This is a genomic window from Corynebacterium argentoratense (genome assembly GCF_021491455.1).
In the GTDB taxonomy this organism is placed as follows: Bacteria; Actinomycetota; Actinomycetes; order Mycobacteriales; family Mycobacteriaceae; genus Corynebacterium; species Corynebacterium argentoratense_A.
This window is the reverse complement of record NZ_JAKETN010000004.1, coordinates 118,773-136,555: the sequence shown is the minus strand read 5'-3', so window position 1 is coordinate 136,555 and position 17,783 is coordinate 118,773. Positions and strand designations below refer to the sequence as shown.

General features: G+C 59.7%; 19 protein-coding genes. 14 read left to right on the top strand and 5 right to left on the bottom strand.

Annotated elements, in window-relative coordinates:
* The 4 genes from L1C91_RS06580 to L1C91_RS06565 form a co-directional block, all read right to left on the bottom strand.
* Positions 1-756 (bottom strand): iron ABC transporter ATP-binding protein, encoded by a 756-nt coding sequence (locus L1C91_RS06580; protein WP_234858563.1) that lies wholly within the window; start codon positions 754-756, stop codon positions 1-3.
* On the bottom strand, positions 753-1,736 hold the full coding sequence (locus L1C91_RS06575; protein WP_234858562.1) for an iron chelate uptake ABC transporter family permease subunit: 984 nt from the start codon (positions 1,734-1,736) through the stop codon (positions 753-755). The genes L1C91_RS06580 and L1C91_RS06575 overlap by 4 nt, the downstream gene beginning before the upstream one ends.
* On the bottom strand, positions 1,729-2,664 hold the full coding sequence (locus L1C91_RS06570; RefSeq protein WP_234653868.1) for an ABC transporter permease: 936 nt from the start codon (positions 2,662-2,664) through the stop codon (positions 1,729-1,731). Before L1C91_RS06570 ends, L1C91_RS06575 begins: the two co-directional genes overlap by 8 nt.
* A 67-nt stretch (positions 2,665-2,731) precedes the next feature.
* Positions 2,732-3,754: a siderophore ABC transporter substrate-binding protein gene (locus L1C91_RS06565; RefSeq protein ID WP_234858561.1), complete on the bottom strand. Its 1,023-nt coding sequence runs from the start codon at positions 3,752-3,754 to the stop codon at positions 2,732-2,734.
* 158 nt (positions 3,755-3,912) lie between these two features.
* On the opposite strand from L1C91_RS06565, the gene L1C91_RS06560 reads away from it, so the two are divergent.
* Together L1C91_RS06560 and L1C91_RS06555 are read left to right on the top strand one after the other, a co-directional pair.
* Positions 3,913-5,085: an MFS transporter gene (locus L1C91_RS06560; RefSeq protein WP_234858560.1), complete on the top strand. Its 1,173-nt coding sequence runs from the start codon at positions 3,913-3,915 to the stop codon at positions 5,083-5,085.
* Positions 5,078-6,004, top strand: coding sequence for a 2-dehydropantoate 2-reductase (locus L1C91_RS06555; RefSeq protein WP_234858559.1), 927 nt, complete (start codon positions 5,078-5,080; stop codon positions 6,002-6,004). The genes L1C91_RS06560 and L1C91_RS06555 overlap by 8 nt, the downstream gene beginning before the upstream one ends.
* Here L1C91_RS06555 and L1C91_RS06550 read toward each other — a convergent pair.
* Positions 5,968-6,270 carry a hypothetical protein gene (locus tag L1C91_RS06550; protein WP_234858558.1) on the bottom strand — a complete coding sequence of 101 codons (303 nt, stop codon included), beginning with the start codon at positions 6,268-6,270 and terminating at the stop codon, positions 5,968-5,970. The two genes, L1C91_RS06555 and L1C91_RS06550, sit on opposite strands and share 37 nt — an antisense overlap.
* 58 nt (positions 6,271-6,328) lie before the next feature.
* Between L1C91_RS06550 and L1C91_RS06545 the strand changes: the two genes are divergently transcribed.
* The 12 genes from L1C91_RS06545 to rsfS all read left to right on the top strand — a co-directional run bounded on the left by L1C91_RS06545 (position 6,329) and on the right by rsfS (position 17,782).
* A complete protein-coding gene (locus L1C91_RS06545) occupies positions 6,329-9,547 on the top strand; it encodes a translation initiation factor IF-2 N-terminal domain-containing protein (RefSeq protein WP_234858557.1) in 3,219 nt (1,072 codons plus the stop codon).
* A gap of 161 nt (positions 9,548-9,708) precedes the next feature.
* The gene (gene rplU / locus L1C91_RS06540) at positions 9,709-10,014 is read left to right on the top strand and encodes a 50S ribosomal protein L21 (RefSeq protein WP_021012009.1); all 306 of its coding nucleotides are present in this window, start codon (positions 9,709-9,711) and stop codon (positions 10,012-10,014) included.
* A gap of 40 nt (positions 10,015-10,054) precedes the next feature.
* Positions 10,055-10,315 carry a 50S ribosomal protein L27 gene (rpmA, locus tag L1C91_RS06535; protein WP_021012008.1) on the top strand — a complete coding sequence of 87 codons (261 nt, stop codon included), beginning with the start codon at positions 10,055-10,057 and terminating at the stop codon, positions 10,313-10,315.
* Positions 10,316-10,407: 92 nt separating this feature from the next.
* Positions 10,408-10,773: a hypothetical protein gene (locus tag L1C91_RS06530; RefSeq protein ID WP_234858556.1), complete on the top strand. Its 366-nt coding sequence runs from the start codon at positions 10,408-10,410 to the stop codon at positions 10,771-10,773.
* Between the two features lie 10 nt (positions 10,774-10,783).
* Positions 10,784-12,295, top strand: a complete 1,512-nt coding sequence (gene obgE / locus L1C91_RS06525; protein ID WP_234858555.1) for a GTPase ObgE — start codon at positions 10,784-10,786, stop codon at positions 12,293-12,295.
* A gap of 3 nt (positions 12,296-12,298) precedes the next feature.
* Positions 12,299-13,420: a glutamate 5-kinase gene (proB, locus tag L1C91_RS06520; RefSeq protein ID WP_234858554.1), complete on the top strand. Its 1,122-nt coding sequence runs from the start codon at positions 12,299-12,301 to the stop codon at positions 13,418-13,420.
* Between the two features lie 23 nt (positions 13,421-13,443).
* Positions 13,444-14,700, top strand: a complete 1,257-nt coding sequence (locus L1C91_RS06515; protein WP_234858553.1) for a glutamate-5-semialdehyde dehydrogenase — start codon at positions 13,444-13,446, stop codon at positions 14,698-14,700.
* Between the two features lie 52 nt (positions 14,701-14,752).
* Entirely contained in the window at positions 14,753-15,304 is a 552-nt protein-coding gene (locus L1C91_RS06510; RefSeq protein ID WP_234858552.1) for a biotin transporter BioY, read from the top strand.
* Positions 15,294-15,995: an energy-coupling factor ABC transporter ATP-binding protein gene (locus tag L1C91_RS06505; protein WP_419178718.1), complete on the top strand. Its 702-nt coding sequence runs from the start codon at positions 15,294-15,296 to the stop codon at positions 15,993-15,995. The genes L1C91_RS06510 and L1C91_RS06505 overlap by 11 nt, the downstream gene beginning before the upstream one ends.
* Complete coding sequence (locus L1C91_RS06500) at positions 15,995-16,630, top strand: energy-coupling factor transporter transmembrane component T family protein (RefSeq protein WP_234858551.1); 636 nt, start codon at positions 15,995-15,997, stop codon at positions 16,628-16,630. The genes L1C91_RS06505 and L1C91_RS06500 overlap by 1 nt, the downstream gene beginning before the upstream one ends.
* 15 nt (positions 16,631-16,645) lie before the next feature.
* Positions 16,646-17,248, top strand: a complete 603-nt coding sequence (nadD, locus tag L1C91_RS06495) for a nicotinate-nucleotide adenylyltransferase (protein WP_234858550.1) — start codon at positions 16,646-16,648, stop codon at positions 17,246-17,248.
* Positions 17,249-17,314: 66 nt separating this feature from the next.
* Entirely contained in the window at positions 17,315-17,782 is a 468-nt protein-coding gene (gene rsfS / locus L1C91_RS06490; RefSeq protein WP_234858549.1) for a ribosome silencing factor, read from the top strand.
* Position 17,783: the final 1 nt, after the last annotated feature.

The window sequence follows — 17,783 nt, the reverse complement described above, 5'->3', positions numbered from 1 at the left end:
TTAAAAATAGCTGGCGAGTAGTCGGCCGCTGTGATCAAACACCGAAACGGGGGTGTGGAATACGTGGCTGAGGGTTTCATCATTCATGACGTCGCGGGGTGTGCCGAAGACGGTGACCTGGCCGTTATTCATGGCGCAGATGTGGTCGGCGTAGGCGGCGGCGAAGTTGATGTCGTGGAGGACGACGACGACGGTGCGGCCTAGTTCGTCGCAGGCTCGACGCAGCTGTTTCATCATTTGTACTGAGTGCTGCATGTCGAGGTTGTTGAGGGGTTCGTCGAGTAGGACGTAGTCGGTGTCTTGGGCCAGCACCATGGCGACGTAGGCGCGTTGGCGTTGGCCGCCGGAGAGTTCGTCGAGGTAGCGGTCTTGCAGGTCGATGAGGTTGAGGAATTCGAGTGCTTGGTCGATGTGTGTGATGTCTTCGGGGCGTAGGCGGCCTTTGGAGTAGGGGTAGCGGCCGAAGCCGACGAGTTGGCGGACGGTGAGGCGGGTGACGAAGTGGTTTTCTTGCCGCAGGATGGAGACGACTTTGGCGAGTTCGTTTGTGGGGGTTGTTGCGACGTCGTGGCCGCCGATGGTGATGGTGCCGGAGTCTGGTTGCATGAGGCGGCCCATCATGGTGAGCATGGTGGATTTTCCGGCGCCGTTGGGGCCGACGAGGGCGGTGATGCCTCCGGCGGGGATGTTGATGTTGAGGGGGCCGATGGTGGTGTCGGAGGAGTATTTTTTGGTGACGTCTTTCAGGGTGATCACAGGCGTCCCTTTCGCATGATGAAGAACAGGAATGTGGTGCCGCCTACCAGTTCGATGATGATGGTGACAGCACCTTCGGCGTAGAAGATGTTGCGCATGATGAAGTATGAGCCGACGAGTACGACATAGCCTACGAGGGTGGCCATGGGGAGTTGGAATTTGTGGTCGTAGGTGTCGCACAGTTGGTAGGTGAGTGTGGCGATGAGGAACCCGAGGAAGGTCATGGGGCCTACGAGTGAGGTTGTCATGGCCATGAGCAGTGAGACTGTGAATAGGGTGATGATGGTGTCGCGTCGGTGGTTGATGCCGAGGTTTGTGGCGGTGTCTCGGCCGAGGGCGAGGACGTTGAGTCTGCGGCTGCGGGATTGGAGGAATAGTGCGGCGGCGATGGTGATGGGGATGACGTAGGGCAGGTTGTCGGTGTGGGCGTTGGAGACGTTGCCGAAGAGTTTGGCGGTGAGGATGTCGAATTCGCCGGGGGTCAGTAGGCGTTGCATGAAGGATGCGAGGGACCGTAGGCCTCCGCCGAGGATGATGCCTATGAGCAGCATGACGTGTAGGTTGCCGAGTTTTCCGCTGAGTAGCCACACGTAGAGTAGGCCGGAGAAGACCATCATGAGGGCGACTTGGGCGGCGAAGGCGCTGGGCCCTTCCATGAGGCTGAGGCCGGCGTACCCGAGGAAGAACACGGCGGCGGTGTTTACGGCGACGTAGAGGGCTTCGAAGCCCATGATTGAGGGGGTGATGATGCGGTTGCTGGTGACTGTTTGGAAGGTGACGGTGGCGTAGGCCTGGCAGATGGCGACAAGGGCCATGACGATGATGGAGTTGGCGCGCATGGTGGCGATGCGCCAGTAGCCGGTGGAGCCGAAGGGCAGGGGGTTGTTCCAGCTTAAGAGCCCGAAGGTGAGTAGGATGGCCGCGATGATGAGGACGGTGAGTGTTGCCCAGTAGCGGGTGTGGGAAAGGTGCTTAGACACGGCGGCGCCCCCTGAGGATCAGGATGATGAACACTGCGGCGCCGAGGACACCGAGGATGAGGGAGACGGGGACTTCGAAGGGGGCAATGATGGTGCGGGAGATGAGGTCGCAGATGACTAGTACCCAGATGCCGAGGAGGAACACCCAGGGGAGGTTGCTGCGGAGGTTGTCGCCACGGAATTGGCTGACAATGTTGGGCACGATCAGTCCAAGGAAGGGCAGTGCGCCGATGACGACGGTGTTGACGCCGGTGACGATGCTGATCATGGCGACGCCGATGAGGATGACCCTGTTGTAGTTGACGCCAACGTTGGTGCAGACGTCTTCTCCGAGGCCCGCGACGGTGAAGCGGTCGGCGATGAAGAAGACGGCGATGGACATGGCGGCGACGATCCACAGGAGTTCGTAGGAGCCGCGGACGACGGAGGTGAAGTTACCGGCGAACCAGATGCCCAGGCTTTGCAGCAGGTTGGTTTTGAGTGCAAGGAAGGTAGATAGTGCGCTGACGACTGCTCCGAGCATGGTGCCGATGATGGGCACGATGAGGCTGGAGCGCAGTGTGACGCGCCGCAGGAAGAGGAAGAACACCATGGTACCTAGGAAGGAGGCGATGATGGCGCCGATCATGCGTTCTGTGAGGCTGGGGTCTGGGAGGAGGATCCACACCAGAAGAAGCCCTAGGCCTGCCCATTCGGTGGTGCCTGTGGTGGAGGGTTCAACGAATTTGTTTTGGGTGAGTAGTTGCATTACCAGTCCGCTCATCGACATGGATGCTCCGGCGAGCACCAGAGCGATGGTGCGGGGGATGCGGGTGATTGCGAACATGCGCCATCCGTCGTCTGCCCCGGTGATGTCGTATACACCGATGAATAGGGAAGCGACGATGAGGGCGATGGTGAACAGGCCAGCTGCGACGAGTCTGAGCATGTGGAGCTTTCTAGTCAAAAAACCCAGCACAGGGTGTGTGCTGGATTTTTGGTTGGAGGGTTAGCTTTTACTTTTTAGCAGCCTTCTCCATGGCTTCGGCGAGCTGGTTGAGCGCGTCGGTGTAAGACTGGATGTCTTCGGTCTGGTAGAAGTCACCGGGCAGGATGTAGATGTTGCCGTTCTTGACAGCGGGTACGTCCTTCAGTGCTTCGGAGTTTGCGATGATGTCCGCGGCGGGGGTGAAGTCCGGTTCGTTGGACTTGAAGGAGGCGTCGCGGTCGAGGACGATGATCCAGTCGGGGTTGGACTGTGCGATGGCTTCGACGGAGATGTCGTCACCGGTGTGCTCCTTGGAAGCGTTTTCGATTTCCAGGGCGGGGGTGAGGCCGACCATGTCGAAGATCGGGCCGACGGAGCGGCCGACGTGCGGTGCGGCGTAGTTGATGTCGCCACCGGTGGTCAGCAGGCCCATGACCTTTTCGTCTTTGTTGTAGGCCTTTTGTGCGCGCTCGATGGCCTTGTTGAAGTTTTCGATCAGCTTGTCGGCGTCTTTTTGCTTGTTCAGAGCTTCGCCGAGCATCTTGGTCTGGTCGCGCAGCTTGTCTGCCAGCGGGGCGTCTTCGCCGCCGAAGCCGGTGCGGATGTCGGTGTTGACGACTGCTGCGTCGGGGACGAGCTGCTTAATTTCATCGAGGCGCTTGCCGTAGCGGTTGCCGGTGAGCACCAAGTCAGGGTCGGCGGAGACGAAGACTTCCATGTTCGGCTCTTTGTGGCTGCCGATGTCGGTGATGGAGGGGTCGGTCTTGTAGGGGCTGGTGGGGGCCATGATGGCCTGCGGTGCCGCTACGAGTTTGACGCCCCAGTCGTTGATGGTGCGGAAGATGGTGTTGTCGGTGGCGACGATGCGCTGCGGGTCGTCGGGTACGGCGACGGTGTTGCCGTCGGCGTCGACGATGTCGTGGGTGCCGTTTGCTTCGGCGGTGGTGGTCTTGGACTCGCTAGAGTCGGCAGATTCGTTTGCGGTGCTGCAACCGGTCAGTGCGAGTGCTGCGGCCAGCGGCAGTGCTGCGAGGCGAATGAGCTTGCTCAAGTGAACTCCTTGTGTAGGAAACGTTGGTTCTTAAGAGGCTAGCGGCATCTAATATTGAGTGCAATAAGCACTACAACTTTAGTGTGAATAGAGGTGGCTATGCTTGTTTGCTGCAGCTAGTGCTGCCTTGTTCCGGGCGCCCCCGGTATGGTTGCACTATGTCTCGCACTGCTCACCCGATGATCTGGCTTCCTGTTGCGCTCGGCATGTTTGCTGTTGCGTGGGGAGGCAACACCTTTACGCCGCTTCTAGTGTTCTATCGCCAGCGCGGCGATTTTAGTGCGTTGTTTGTTGACTCTATGTTGGCGATGTATGCCTTGGGGGTTGTGGTGGCGTTGCTGCTTAGTGGGCCTTTGTCGGATAGGTATGGGCGCAAACCGGTGATGTTGCCAGCGCCGGTTGTGGCTATTGTGGCGTCGGTGTTGATTGCCCTGGGGGAGCATGTGGAGTTGTTGATGGCGGGGGGTCGTTTTTTGGCGGGTGCTGCGGTGGGGATGGTGATGACTGCTGGGGGTAGTTGGTTGAAGGAGTTGTCGTCGGGTGCTTCGGGGGCGAAGCGGGCGGCGATGTCGTTGACTGCGGGTTTTGCTTTGGGGGCTCTAGTTTCGGGTGTGCTGGCGCAGTGGGCGCCTTGGCCGGGGCAGTTGGCGTATGGAATCCATCTGGCGTTGACGGTGGCATTGTTGCCGTTGTTGTCGGTGGTTCCGGAAACAAGGCAGAGTGCCCATTTGCGTGTGAAGGGTTCGTGGTGGGCTGATTGTTCGGTGCCTTCGGCGCGTTTGCCTCGGTTTATGTTTGTGGTGGTGCCGGCTGCTCCGTGGGTGTTTGGTTCGGGCTTTACGGGTAATGCGATTGTGCCGACGTTGATGCAGGATAGGGTGTCGGTGCCTATTGCTTTTAATGCGTTTGCGTGTTTGGTGACGCTGGGGGTGGGTTTTGTGGTGCAGCAGTTTGGTCCGCGTATTTGTGCTGGTGGGGGTATTCGGGGCACCTTGATTGCGTTGGGGTTGGCGTGTGTGGGGATGGTGCTTGCTGCGTGGACTGCGGCGGAGCGGAGTTTGCCCCTGGCGATTGTGACGTGTGCTGTGGTTGGGGCTTGTTATGGGTTGGGGATGTTTAATGGACTTAATCAGGTTCAGCAGATGGCCCCGCCGAATGATTTGGCTGGTTTGACGGGTATTTTCTATTGCTTCACCTATGTGGGGATGGTGTTTCCTGCGTTGTTGACGCGTTTGGGTGGGGTGCTTAGTTATCCGCAGATGCTTGGCTTTGGTGCTTGTGTGGCCGTGGTCACCGCCGTGTTTGTTTCGGTAGTGTCGAGGCATGACTGATCTTCACGTATGCATTGTTGGCGCCGGGGCGGTCGGAGTGAGTTTTGCTGCTCCTTTGGTTCGGGCGGGGGGTCGGGTGACGTTTGTTGCTCGGGGTGAAACTTTGGAGCATCTTCGTTCTGGCCAGGCGGAGTTTGTTGATGCCCGTTCTGGGCAGGCTGAGTCTTTGTGTTTTTCCGCGGATGCGGGCCCTCTTGAGCAGGTGTTGGCTGCCCGGCCGGATGTGGTGTTGATTGCGACGAAGGCCTTTTCTTTTGAGGGGGAGTTTGATGGCTTTGGCCGGGATGTTCCTATTGTCGTGACTCATAACAGTGTGGAGTCGGCGATTCGGGCGGCTGAGGTAGTGGGGGAGCAGGTTGTCATTCCGGGTGTGGTGCGGGGGTTCATGCACCATGAGGGTCCTGCTACTGCGCGGTTGTTGCCTGGACCGTGGGGGTTGAATGTGGGCAGTTTTGCCCCTGGCCAACCGGTGCCGGAGGCTGTGGGGCGGATGATTGGCCTGCTGGCTTCCCAGGGTGTTGATGCGGCTGTGCTGGATAACATTTGGGTGGATGTGTGGGAGAAGGCCATGTTTGTGGCGACGTTTGGCGCGTTGGGGGCGTTGGCGGATAAACCGCTGGGCTATGCGTTGAGCGAGTTGCGGGGTGATTTGCAGGAGATGATGGAGGAAACCGCGCGGGTTGGGCGCGAGTGTGGTGTTCCGTTGAGCGATGACGTCGTGGTGCGCACGATGGCGTTTGCGGACCGGATGGACGCGGCGTCAACAAGCAGTATGCAACGCGATATTGCTGCAGGTCGGCGGAATGAGCTCGATGTGCAGTTGGGGTCGATTGTGCGGATGGGTAGAGATCGTGGTGTGCATGCGCCGGTGTGTGGGGTGGTTTACGACGTGCTTAAGGCGCGCAGTGCTGCGATGTGATCGGCGTAGGCTGTGCGGCCTTCGTTGGTGAAGCCGACCTCGTTGGCGCCGGGGTAGGCCCGTGCGCCGTGGAGGGTGGCGCAGATGGTGAGTCCGGCGAGGGCAGCGATGGTTGCGGCGGCCCAGGTGGGGGTGGTGAGGGTTTGTCCGCGTTGTTCGGCTGCTGTCGCTAGATCAAGCGCGTTGTTTTCCGGTCTGGGAAGTAAAGGTGTGAGGAGTCCCTCACCCCACCAGTGACAGGGTGTGACACAATGGCGGTAGACCAATCCCCGCGAGGCAGCTCAAGCGCCCGGGGAATTAAAAATAAAAAGGAGAACCCTCACAGTGGCTTCAACTAATCCCGCAAGCACAGCGGCAGCATCATACGACCGCAGCTCAATCGGGGAGAAAACCCGCGTGCACCAACTAGCCAAACAGCTGGGTGTGCAGTCCAAAGAACTCATTAGCGTCCTCGACGGCATCGGGCTGGTGAAGGTCGCACAATCTAGCCTGAGCCGCGAAGAGGTGGAAAAAACCCTCGACGCGCTCGCGCCCAAGAAGAAGGCCCGCAAAACCACCAAAAAGGCGGCTGGAACTAAGCAGAAGGCAACCAAAAAGACCACCAAGAAAGCTGCTAAGAAGGCTCCCAAGGCTGCAGCGGCTGAGGTGGTCGAGGACAGTGAACCCGAGAAGGAACCGAAGAAGACCGCACGCCGTGCAACCCGACGCCGCCGCGCGACCACCCAGGTAGATGCCGAGGCACTCGCCAGCTCTGTAGAAGACCCCGCTGAGGCCAAGCTGGTCAAGCGCGTTGCGAAGAACGTGGAAAACGAAATCCACCAAATTGAACAGAAAGTGGAACGCGACCTAGGTGAACGCATCACTGACAAGGCCGACGAAGATGCTGAGGGCAAAGTCTGGGAGGAAAAAGACGGACTACTGCACGAGGTTGTTCCGGAAGTCACCCCGGCACCGCAGTCAGAACTGCCGGCAGTCGCCCCCATCTTCATGCCGCCGGAACCCCTGCACTCCGACGACGATGACCTAGAAATCCATACCCTCCACGCAGACAAGGACACGAAGGACACAGAGGAACAGTCCGACGGTGAGCGCCCACGCCGCCGCGGCAAGCGTGGGGCAGGTCGCGGACGCGGCGTCAACACTAAAGATGCGCCGGAAGAAGTAACCGACGAACCCACCGCAATCAAGGGTTCCACCAGGTTGGAGGCCCAGCGCCGCCGCCGCAGCGAAATGCGCGAAGAAGGCCGCAAGAAGCGCCACATCGTGTCCGAGGCGGAATTCCTCGCGCGCCGCGAATCCGTCAAGCGCACCATGCTCGTGCGTGAAAAGCAGCGCGAAGACCACGCAGGCCTGGTCACCCAGGTGGGTGTGCTTGAAGACGGGTTGTTGGTCGAGCACTTCGTCACCAGTGAAACCCAAACCTCGATGGTGGGCAATGTCTACCTGGGGCGCGTGCAAAATGTGCTGCCCAGCATGGAAGCTGCCTTCATTGACATCGGCAAGGGCCGCAACGGTGTGCTGTATGCCGGTGAGGTTGACTGGCGTAACGCGGGTCTCGGTGGGCGTTCCCGCAAGATCGAGCAGGCATTGAAACCCGGCGACCCAGTGCTCGTGCAGGTCGCTAAAGACCCCATTGGCCACAAGGGTGCGCGTCTGACCACCCAGATTTCCTTGGCGGGACGTTTTCTTGTGTACGTGCCCGGCGGCCACAGCGCGGGAATTTCCCGCAAACTGCCCGAAAATGAGCGCAAGCGCCTCAAGCAGATTCTTCATGACGTCGTGCCGAAGTCCGGTGGGGCGATCATCCGCACGGCCGCAGAAGGTGTCCACGAAAAGGCCATTGAAGCGGACGTCAACCGCCTGCACTCCCTGTGGGAGCAGATCCAGGCGTCGGTGGCGGAAGCGAAGAAGTCCAAGTCTAAAGACCCCGTCACCTTGTACGAAGAGCCCGACCTGCTGGTCAAGGTTGTGCGCGACCTTTTCAACGAGGACTTCGACGAGCTCGTTGTACAGGGCAAGCGCTCCTGGAGCGTCGTGCGTTCCTACGTGTCCGCCGTAGCGCCCGAACTGATGGATCGAGTCCACCGTTTCGAGGATCGTGATGGTGATGACGACGATGTGTTCAAGGCCTACCGTGTGGAAGAACAGCTGCACAAGGCGCTGTCGGAAAAGGTCTGGTTGCCCTCCGGCGGAACCTTGATCATTGAACGCACAGAGGCGATGACGGTGATCGACGTCAACACCGGAAAGTTCACCGGATCCGGCGGCAATCTTGAGGAAACAGTCACCAAGAACAACCTCGAGGCTGCGGAAGAGATCGTCCGCCAGATGCGTCTGCGTGACCTCGGCGGCATGATCGTCATCGACTTCATCGACATGGTGCTGCCGCAAAACCAAGACCTGGTTCTGCGCAGGTTGAAAGAAGCCCTGGGGCGCGACCGCACCCGCCACCAGGTGTCCGAGGTGACCTCGCTGGGCCTCGTGCAGGTCACCCGCAAGCGCTTGGGTACCGGCCTGTTGGAGACCTTCGCAACCAAGTGTGAAGCGTGCGATGGACGCGGCGTCATTATCCATGATGATCCTGTTGATGAGTCCAGCGATGCGCCGCCGGCACAGGCCCCGAAGCGCCGCCGGCCGATCCGCGAGGAGATGCCCAAGAAGGACGACAAGTCGGCCAAGGCAGCTAAAACCGAGGACACTCAGCAGGAGGATAAGCTTGAAAAGTCTGAGGATAAGCGCCGTAAGTCTGGCCGCCGCAGGGTAAGCATCGAAGAGCTCGTTGATGCAGTTGTAGTCGTCAGCGACGACACTTCCGACGCTGAAACTTCTGACGACGCTGACAGTGCCGGCAAGCGTGGCAATGCTGCAGAAGAGAAGAAAGACAAACGTCCCGCTCGCAAGAACAGCCGCCGGCGCGCAGGTCGCAAGGAAGAACACATCGACTCAGCTGAGCCGAGCATCAGCAGCATTGTGTCGGCTGCGCTGGATGTGGCTGATGCGGAGGATCCCGATGAGCCCAGTGGTGCGCAATACCGCCCGGCTGAGACCTTCGAGGAAGCCACCGAGCAGTTTGAAAAGTCCCCCCGCAGGCGCCGCAAGACCCGCGGGAACTCCCGCTCTGATCACGCACCCAAGCGCGAGGATTTCGAAGCCAAGCCGGACAAAGTCGAGCAGGCAGCAGAACCCAAGCGCACGGAGGAAGAGTCTAAGCCTAGTGACTCCCAGCGTCGTCGGGCTCGCCGCGCCAAGAAGGTGTCTTTGAACAAGCGTGAGGATGCCCCCAAGGCTGGGGACAAGGCGACCAAGCCGGAGGCAAAGAAGCCTGCGGAGAAGGAAGAGCCCCGCCGTGGTCGTGACCGCCGCCGCGTGGTGAAGAAGATCTCCAGCGCTAAGCAATCGGATGGTGACAACGCGAGGAAGAAGGGGTCGGCAGCTGCGAAGTCTGAGCCCGTCGCGCCGAAGATTGTTGCTAAGAAAGCTGAGCGCCCGAGCCCCTCAGGGCGTCGCCGTCGCCGCGTTGTTGTCAAGCGGAGCGAAGACTAGGGTGCGGGTGATGGGCTCAGTTTGTGTTTGGGGCCCATCACCGGGTAGTCTTTGACAGTCGCTGTTTAGAGCACGTGTGTGCTCCGAACAGGTTTACAAATTTTTGAAGTCCATTCAGGCGCTAGCCTGAGCCGAGTTAATAGATAAGGGGTAGCCCTCCTATGTACGCGATCGTCAAGACCGGCGGCAAGCAGTACAAGGTTGCCGAAGGTGACCTCGTCAAGGTCGAGAAGATCGAGGGTGAGCCGGGTTCGTCCGTGGCTCTCACCCCGGTTCTGCTCGTCGATGGCGCTAATGTAACTTCTGCAGCTGACGCCCTCGCCAAGGTAAACGTCACTGCTGAGATCGTCGAGCACGCTAAGGGCCCGAAGATCAAGATCCTGAAGTACAAGAACAAGACCGGTTACAAGAAGCGTCAGGGCCACCGCCAGCCGGTGACCGTGCTGAAGGTTACCGGAATCAAGTAAGCCGGCAGGCTTTGATTTTCTCTTAAGGAGGGAAAACACAATGGCACACAAGAAGGGTGCATCTAGCTCCAACAACGGTCGCGACTCAGAGGCAAAGCGCCTAGGCGTCAAGCGATTCGGTGGCCAGCAGGTCAAGGCCGGCGAAATCCTGGTTCGCCAGCGTGGTACCTCTTTCCACCCCGGTGAGAACGTCGGTCGCGGTGGCGACGACACTCTCTTCGCTCTTGCAGAGGGTGCAGTGAAGTTCTCCATCAAGCGCAACCGTCGCGTCGTGAACATCGTTCCGACCGAAGCTGCCTAAAGCAAGCTTTCATAAAACCGCTGGTTTCCCTAAGGGGGCCGGCGGTTTTTTGGTATGGTGGCTGGCGCTTACACATCCCTAGGAGATCAGCTATGCAGACCAAAGGCTGCACCTTCGATAAAGCCGCGGCAGTCCTTATAGTTGCGCTGTTAGCTTTTATCACTTTGCGTAAGACTGGCGGCATCCAGCCCCGGGCATTCGCTGTCACCCTCGGGGTTGTCGAGGTGCTTTCCGTGGCCGCCTATTGGTTGTTCTACCTCTACCTAGCCGAGCGCCTGTCAAAGAAAACCGGCACCATGCTGTGCATCGGGTGGGCTATCGTCCCGCTTGTGTTGTTCTTCTGCTCCTACGCGTTGGGCCTTGCCCCCTCTACTCCGGCGGTATTGTCTGCTGCTGGGATGGTGTGGATCGCGTGTGCTTTGAGCTACACTCAAGTGCTTAAACTTTCTAGATCTTAAAAGGAAACACATGAACCGCTTCGTCGACCGCGTCGTGCTCCACCTGATCGCCGGTGACGGCGGCAACGGTTGTGCCTCCATCCACCGCGAAAAATTCAAGCCCCTCGGCGGGCCCGACGGTGGTAACGGAGGCCATGGTGGCGACATCATACTGGAGGTAAGCCCGCAGGTGCACACCCTGCTGGACTTCCACTTCCGCCCCCACATTAAAGCCCAGCGCGGTGCCAATGGTGCCGGCGACCACCGCAACGGTGCCCGCGGTGAAGACCTCGTGATGAAGGTCCCTGCCGGCACTGTTGTGCTGGACGAAAAGGGTAACGTCATGGCCGACCTCACCGACAATGGCATGCGCTATGTGGCGGCAGCCGGTGGCCATGGTGGGTTAGGTAACGCGGCACTGGCATCTCGGGCGCGTAAAGCACCTGGGTTCGCGCTCAAAGGTGAGCCGGGGGAGCAACACGACGTCATTTTGGAACTCAAATCCATGGCGGACGTAGGGCTAGTGGGTTTCCCCTCGGCGGGTAAATCCTCCCTAGTGTCGGTGTTGTCTGCGGCTAAGCCGAAGATCGGCGACTACCCCTTTACGACGCTGCAGCCCAACCTTGGCGTGGTCAATGTCGCACACGACACCTTCACCATCGCTGATGTTCCCGGATTGATCCCCGGCGCATCCGAGGGCAAGGGGTTGGGTTTGGACTTTCTGCGTCACATTGAGCGCACTGCGGTGCTTGCGCACGTTGTTGACGCCGCGACGCTGGAACCCGGGCGCGATCCTGCCAGCGACATCGAGGCCCTGGAGGCTGAGCTGGCCGCCTACGAGTCCGCTCTCGACGGCGACACCGGCCTAGGTGACCTGAAGGACCGCCCGCGCATCATCATCCTCAACAAGGCTGATGTGCCCGAGGCCCGCGAGCTCGCAGAGTTCGTTGAAGAGGATCTGAAGGAAAAATTCGGCTGGCCGATCTTCATCATCTCCACTGTGGCGCATCAAGGGCTGGAGCCGTTGAAGTACAAGCTGATGGAAATGGTGCAGGCCCACCGTGCCGAGCAGCAGCGTCTGAACAAGGACAAGGTGAAGGTCAAGACCATCATCCGCCCCAAGGCCGTGGACGGTAAGCGCGACTTTGTGGTCGAGGCAGACCCCGAAGTTGAGGACGGCTTTATCATCCGTGGCGAAAAGCCGGAGCGTTGGATCCGCCAGACCGACTTTGAAAACGACGAGGCCATCGGCTTCCTCGGTGATCGCCTGGCGAAGCTCGGCGTGGAGGAAGCGTTGTTCAAGGCGGGCGCTGTCGAGGGCTGCACCGTCACGATCGGCGAGATTAGCTTCGAGTGGGAGCCGATGACTGCCGCGGGCGTGGACACCACCATGACGGGCCGCGGTACCGACGTGCGCCTGGAAAAGACCGGTCGTGTGTCTGCGGCGGAACGTAAGCGCGCATCCCAGGTCCGCCGTGGCCTGATCGACGAGTTTGATTTTGGTGACGGCCAGGTGGCTGATCGCGAGCGGTGGCAGGGCTAAACAGTGGACGCAACAGTGGATATTCGTTCGCAGATCGCGGGCGCTAAGAAGATTGTTGTCAAGATTGGCTCTTCCTCGCTGACCGGCGATGACCTGCGGGTGCACGCCGACCGCATCGATGCGTTCGTCGATGCTTTGCAGGCTCGGATGGAGCGCGGCAGCGATGTGTACGTGGTGTCTTCCGGTGCGGTGGCTGCCGGTATGCCAGCGCTGGGATTGATCCATCGCCCAAAGGATCTTGCCACGAAGCAGGCGGCGGCCAGCGTCGGCCAGGTTGCGTTGGCGCACGAGTGGGGGCGCAGTTTTGCCCGCTACGATCGCGTGGTGGGGCAGGTGCTGCTCACCGCGAGCGATGCCGGTATCCGCAGCAGGGCGCGCAACACCCAGCGCACTATTGACCGTTTGCGCCAGATGCATTGCGTGCCGATCATTAACGAAAATGACACGGTGGCCACCACGGAGCTGAACTTTGGCGACAACGACCGTTTGGCGGCGATTGTGGCGCACCTGGTGGGGGCGGATGCGTTGGTGCTGTTGTCCGACGTGGATGGCCTGTATGACCGTAACCCTGCCGACCCGCAGGCGCGTTTCATCTCTGAGGTGCGTGGGGCCGGTGATCTTGATGACGTCGTCGCGGGTGACGGTGGCCGCGTGGGTACCGGCGGGATGGGGTCGAAGGTGTCGGCGGCGCGTTTGGCCTCCCGCAGTGGGGTGCCGGTGTTGTTGGCTAGCGCATCCGATATTGCGACGGCGTTGGGCGATGCTTCCTGTGGCACTGTTTTCCACCCTGGTGAGGGCCGCTTGTCTGCCTGGAAGTTTTGGGCGTTGTATGCGGCGGACGTGTCCGGCACCTTGCGTATCGATGAGGGCGCGATGCGTGCGGTGACTAGCGGCGGCACCAGTTTGTTGGCGGTGGGCGTGACGGAGATCAGCGGCGAGTTCCATTCGGGTGACATCGTGGAAATCCACGGCCCGAAGGGTGAGGTCATCGGCCGCGGCGAGGTCGCCTACGATAGCCGCACCTTGGTGGGCATGTTGGGTAAGCAGACCGCCGAGTTGCCAGAGGGCATGCACAGGCCTGTGGTGCACGCGGATTATCTGTCGAATTTCGTCACCCGCGCCTAGCTTCCGGGCTATGCTGGGTGACTATGTCCAGCATCACTGAAGCAGTCCATTCAACCCTTGTCTCTGCACGCGCGGCTTCCCGTGAGCTTGCCGTGGTTTCTACGGCGGTGAAAAATGCGGTGCTGGAGCGCGCCGCGGCGTCATTAATTGATGACGCCGAGGGGATTCTGGCCGCAAATGATCGCGACGTTGCCGCAGCTCAAGCGGCAGATATGGACGATTCTTTGCTGGATCGTTTGCGTCTGGACCGCGAGCGTTTGGAAGGTATTGCTGGTGGTTTGCGCCAGTTGGTTGCGGCGCCGGATCCGGTGGGGGAGGTCCTTGGTGGCCGGACGTTGCCTAATGGTTTGCGCTTGCAGAAAGTCCGCGTCCCTCTGGGTGTGATGGGGATGATTTACGAGGCGCGGCCGAACGTGACGGTGGATGCGTTTGGTTTGGCGTTGAAGTCGGGCAATGCGGCGGTGTTGCGGGGGTCGCGTAGTGCGGAGCAGTCCAACCGGGCTTTGGTGGCGTTGTTGCAGGATGCGGCTGCGGCGGAGGGGTTGCCGCGTGAGTGCGTGCAGTTGTTGCCTGTGGATTACGAGTCGATTGATGCCCTGTTGGCGGCGCGTGGCTTGGTGGATGTTGTGATTCCGCGCGGTGGGGCGGGGTTGATTGAGCGGGTGGTGACTACCTCGACGGTGCCGGTGATCGAGACCGGCACGGGTAATTGCCATGTGTTTGTTGATCGTGACGCGGATGTGGATATGGCGATCAAGGTGTTGCTCAATGGCAAGACGCGGCGTGTGTCGGTGTGTAATGCGACGGAGACTGTGCTTGTTGACGCCGCGTTGCCTGCGGTCGCGCAGCAGCGCATTGTTGATGCGTTGGAGTCTGCGGGTGTGCGTGTGCACGCGGAGCAGCTGGAGGGCTTGAGTTTTGTAGATCGGGTGGAGCCGACGATACAGGATTGGCAGGAGGAGTATCTGTCGATGGATATTGCTTTGGCCAGGGTTGATGGTGTGGATGCTGCGGTGGATCACATTGCGCGTTTTTCCTCCGGTCATACGGATGCGATTGTGACGGATTCGGTGTCCACGGCTGATTATTTTGTTGCCCGGGTGGATTCTGCGGTGGTTAACGTTAATGCGTCGACTGCGTTTAGTGATGGTGAGCAGTTTGGTATGGGCGCGGAGATTGGTATTTCGACGCAGAAGTTGCATGCGCGTGGGCCGATGGGTTTGCCGGAGTTGACGGCGATGAAGTGGATTGTGCGTGGGGATGGCCATACTCGCCCTTAAATCCGCACCCCCAAGGTGTAGGTAATTTTACATTTCATGTAAGAATAGGTGCATGTCTTCTACTCAACTTCGCACGATTGCGTCTGTCGCGGTGTTCGCAGCCCTGATTATTGCCTCGGGCATGGTGTCGATTCCTTCCCCTGTGGCTGGTGTGCCGATCGTGTTGCAGAATGCGTTTTGTGTTTTGGCTGGTCTGGTGTTGGGCCCTAAGCGCGGCACGTTCGCTGTGGCGGTGTTCTTGCTGCTTGGTGTGATTGGTTTGCCGGTTCTGCCTGGTGGCCGCACGGTGTTGGCGGCGATGGCTGGCCCGACGGCGGGTTATCTGGTGGGGTATCTTTTCTCTGCTCCTATTGCTGGCTGGATTTCGCAAGGTTCGCTGAAGCGCCCCACGGGTGCGATGACCGTTGGTTTCGCCGCAGCTGCTGTGGTGGCGTTGTTGTCGCAGTACGTGTTTGGTGTGCCTGGTTTGATGATCCGTTCCGGCTTGGATTTGCAGGCTGCGGTGAGCGCCCAGGTTGCCTTCCTTCCGGGTTTGGTTATTAAGGCGATCGCTATCACTGTGATTTCGGTGGCGGTTGTGCGCGCGTTGCCCGATGTGCGCTAGTAGTACCCCGGAGGTTGTTTTTTCTGCGGTGGGGTTTCAGCCCGACCGCAGCGATCGGATGATTCTTTCTGGTGTTGACGTCGCGTTGGCTCAGCGCCGCGTGGCGATCATCGGGCCGAATGGGGGCGGGAAGTCGACGTTTGTGCGGATGATTAACGGCCTGCTGGAGCCTACGTGTGGCACTGTTCAGGTGGATGGTTTGGACCCGGTGAAGCAGGGCAAGCAGGTTCGGCGCCGCGTGGGTTTTGTTTTTGCGGATGCTGATAATCAGATCATCATGCCGACGGTGCGTGAGGACGTGGAGTTCAGTTTGCGTCGCGACGTCAAAAATAAGGGGGAGCGTCGGCGGGCGGCGGAGGCTGTGTTGGATCGTTTTGGTTTGGGCGAGTTGGCTGAGCGTTCGCCGCATGTGTTGTCGGGTGGGCAGAAGCAGTTGTTGGCGTTGGCGTCGGTGTGCGTGATGCAGCCGCAGTTGATCATCGCTGACGAGCCCACAACGTTGTTGGATTTGCGTAACCGGATGATGCTGCGTGAGGTGTTCGCTGGCATTGAGCAGTCGATGTTTGTGGTGACGCATGATCTGGATTTTGTGTCCGATTTTGATCGGGCGTTGTGTATTGACCAGGGCAGTATTGTGGCTGATGGTGAGCCCCGCGACGTCATTGATTTTTATACGCGCCGGGTGGTGTGATGGCGTCTGTGCGTAATGTGCTGGTGACCAATGCGATGTTGGGCACCTATATCGATGGCGATACGGTGCTGCATCGGATGCGCCCGGGGGTGAAGATGCTGGCGTTGGTGGCGTTCATTGTGGTGGTGAGCGTTGTGGTGACTGATCCGTGGGTGGCGGCTGCTACGACTGTGGTGGCGTTGCTGGGTTATGCGGTGTCGCGTATTCCTGTGCGGGTTGCGTGGGCGCAGGTGTTGCCGCCGCTGCCGGTGTTGCTGGTGCTGAGTGCGGCGACGTGTTGGATGAATGGTGTGTCACGCGGCGTCACTATTTTCTTTAGCGTGTATGCGTCGATTGTTGCGGCGACGCTGTTTACGTTGACCACTCGGGTGAGTGCCATGTTGGATGCGTTGGAGCGCGGGCTTGGTCCTTTGGGGCGGGTGGGGGTGCCGGTGCAGGCGGTGACGTTGACGTTGATGTTGACGATCCGGTTGATTCCGGTGCAGTTGCAGGCGGTAGCGCAGGCTATTGACGCCGCGAGGGCCAGGGGTTCACGCATGTCGCTGGTGAGCGTGGGGGTGCCGGTGATTATTCGTAGTGTGCGGCGGGCGCAGACGTTGGGTGATGCCTTGATCGCGCGCGGGGCGGGCGACTAGCGCTAGAGTTGGTGCATGGCAGACGTGCGACGCATCGGCATCATGGGTGGCACTTTTGATCCCATTCACAATGGTCACTTGGTGGCGGGGTCGGAAGTGGCGGATTTGTTCGATCTTGATCGTGTGATTTTTGTGCCGACGGGTCAGCCGTGGCAGAAGTCCGACAGGGTGGTCAGTTCTGCGGAGGACCGCTACCTGATGACGATTGTGGCGACCGCACCCAATCCGCGGTTTCGGGTGTCGCGGGTGGACATTGACCGCGGTAGGCCGACGTACACGGTGGATACGTTGCGCGATATTAAGGCCCAGTTTCCGGATGCGCAGTTGTATTTTATTACTGGGGCGGATGCGTTGGCGCAGATCATGACGTGGCGGGATTGGGAGTCCATGTTTGATTTGGCCGAGTTTGTGGGGGTGACTCGCCCGGGTTACAAGCTGGAGGAGAGTTTCTTGCCGCCGGAGGCGCAGGAGCGCGTCCATTTGGTGGAGGTGCCTGCCTTGGCGATTAGTTCCACTGATTGCCGACGCCGCGCTGCGTCCGGTCGGCCGGTGTGGTACCTGGTGCCGGATGGTGTTGTGCAATATATTGCAAAGTCTCATCTGTACGAGCGCTCTTAACCTGATGCTGCGTGTTTTTCTGGGGGAGATTGGTGTGGCTGTTGTGCACGTGAGACACTAGAGGGCATGAGCGCGCATGAGGAGTCCATTGAATTAGCGACGATCGCAGCACACGCGGCAGCTGAGAAGCTGGCGGAGGAAATTGCTGTGATTGATGTGTCCGAGCAGTTGGTGATTACCGATTGTTTCGTGATTGTGTCTGCACCGACGGAACGCCAGGTGGGCGCGATTGTTGACGAGGTTGAGGACAAGTTGCGCGAGGCAGGCGTGAAGCCGATCCGCCGCGAGGGTGTGCGCGAGGGCCGCTGGGCTCTGCTGGATTATGGCGAGATTGTTGTGCACATTATGCGCGACGAAGAGCGTGACTTCTATGGCTTGGATCGTCTGTGGCGGGACTGCCCCTACCTGCAGATTGAGGGCATTGATATGCCGGAGCGTCCGGCGGCGTGGGCGGATGAGGTCAACGTGCGCGAAGTGTCTTCGATTGATGAGATCCCCTTGGCGGAAAACGAGCCTGATCGGGACGAGCTGTAGC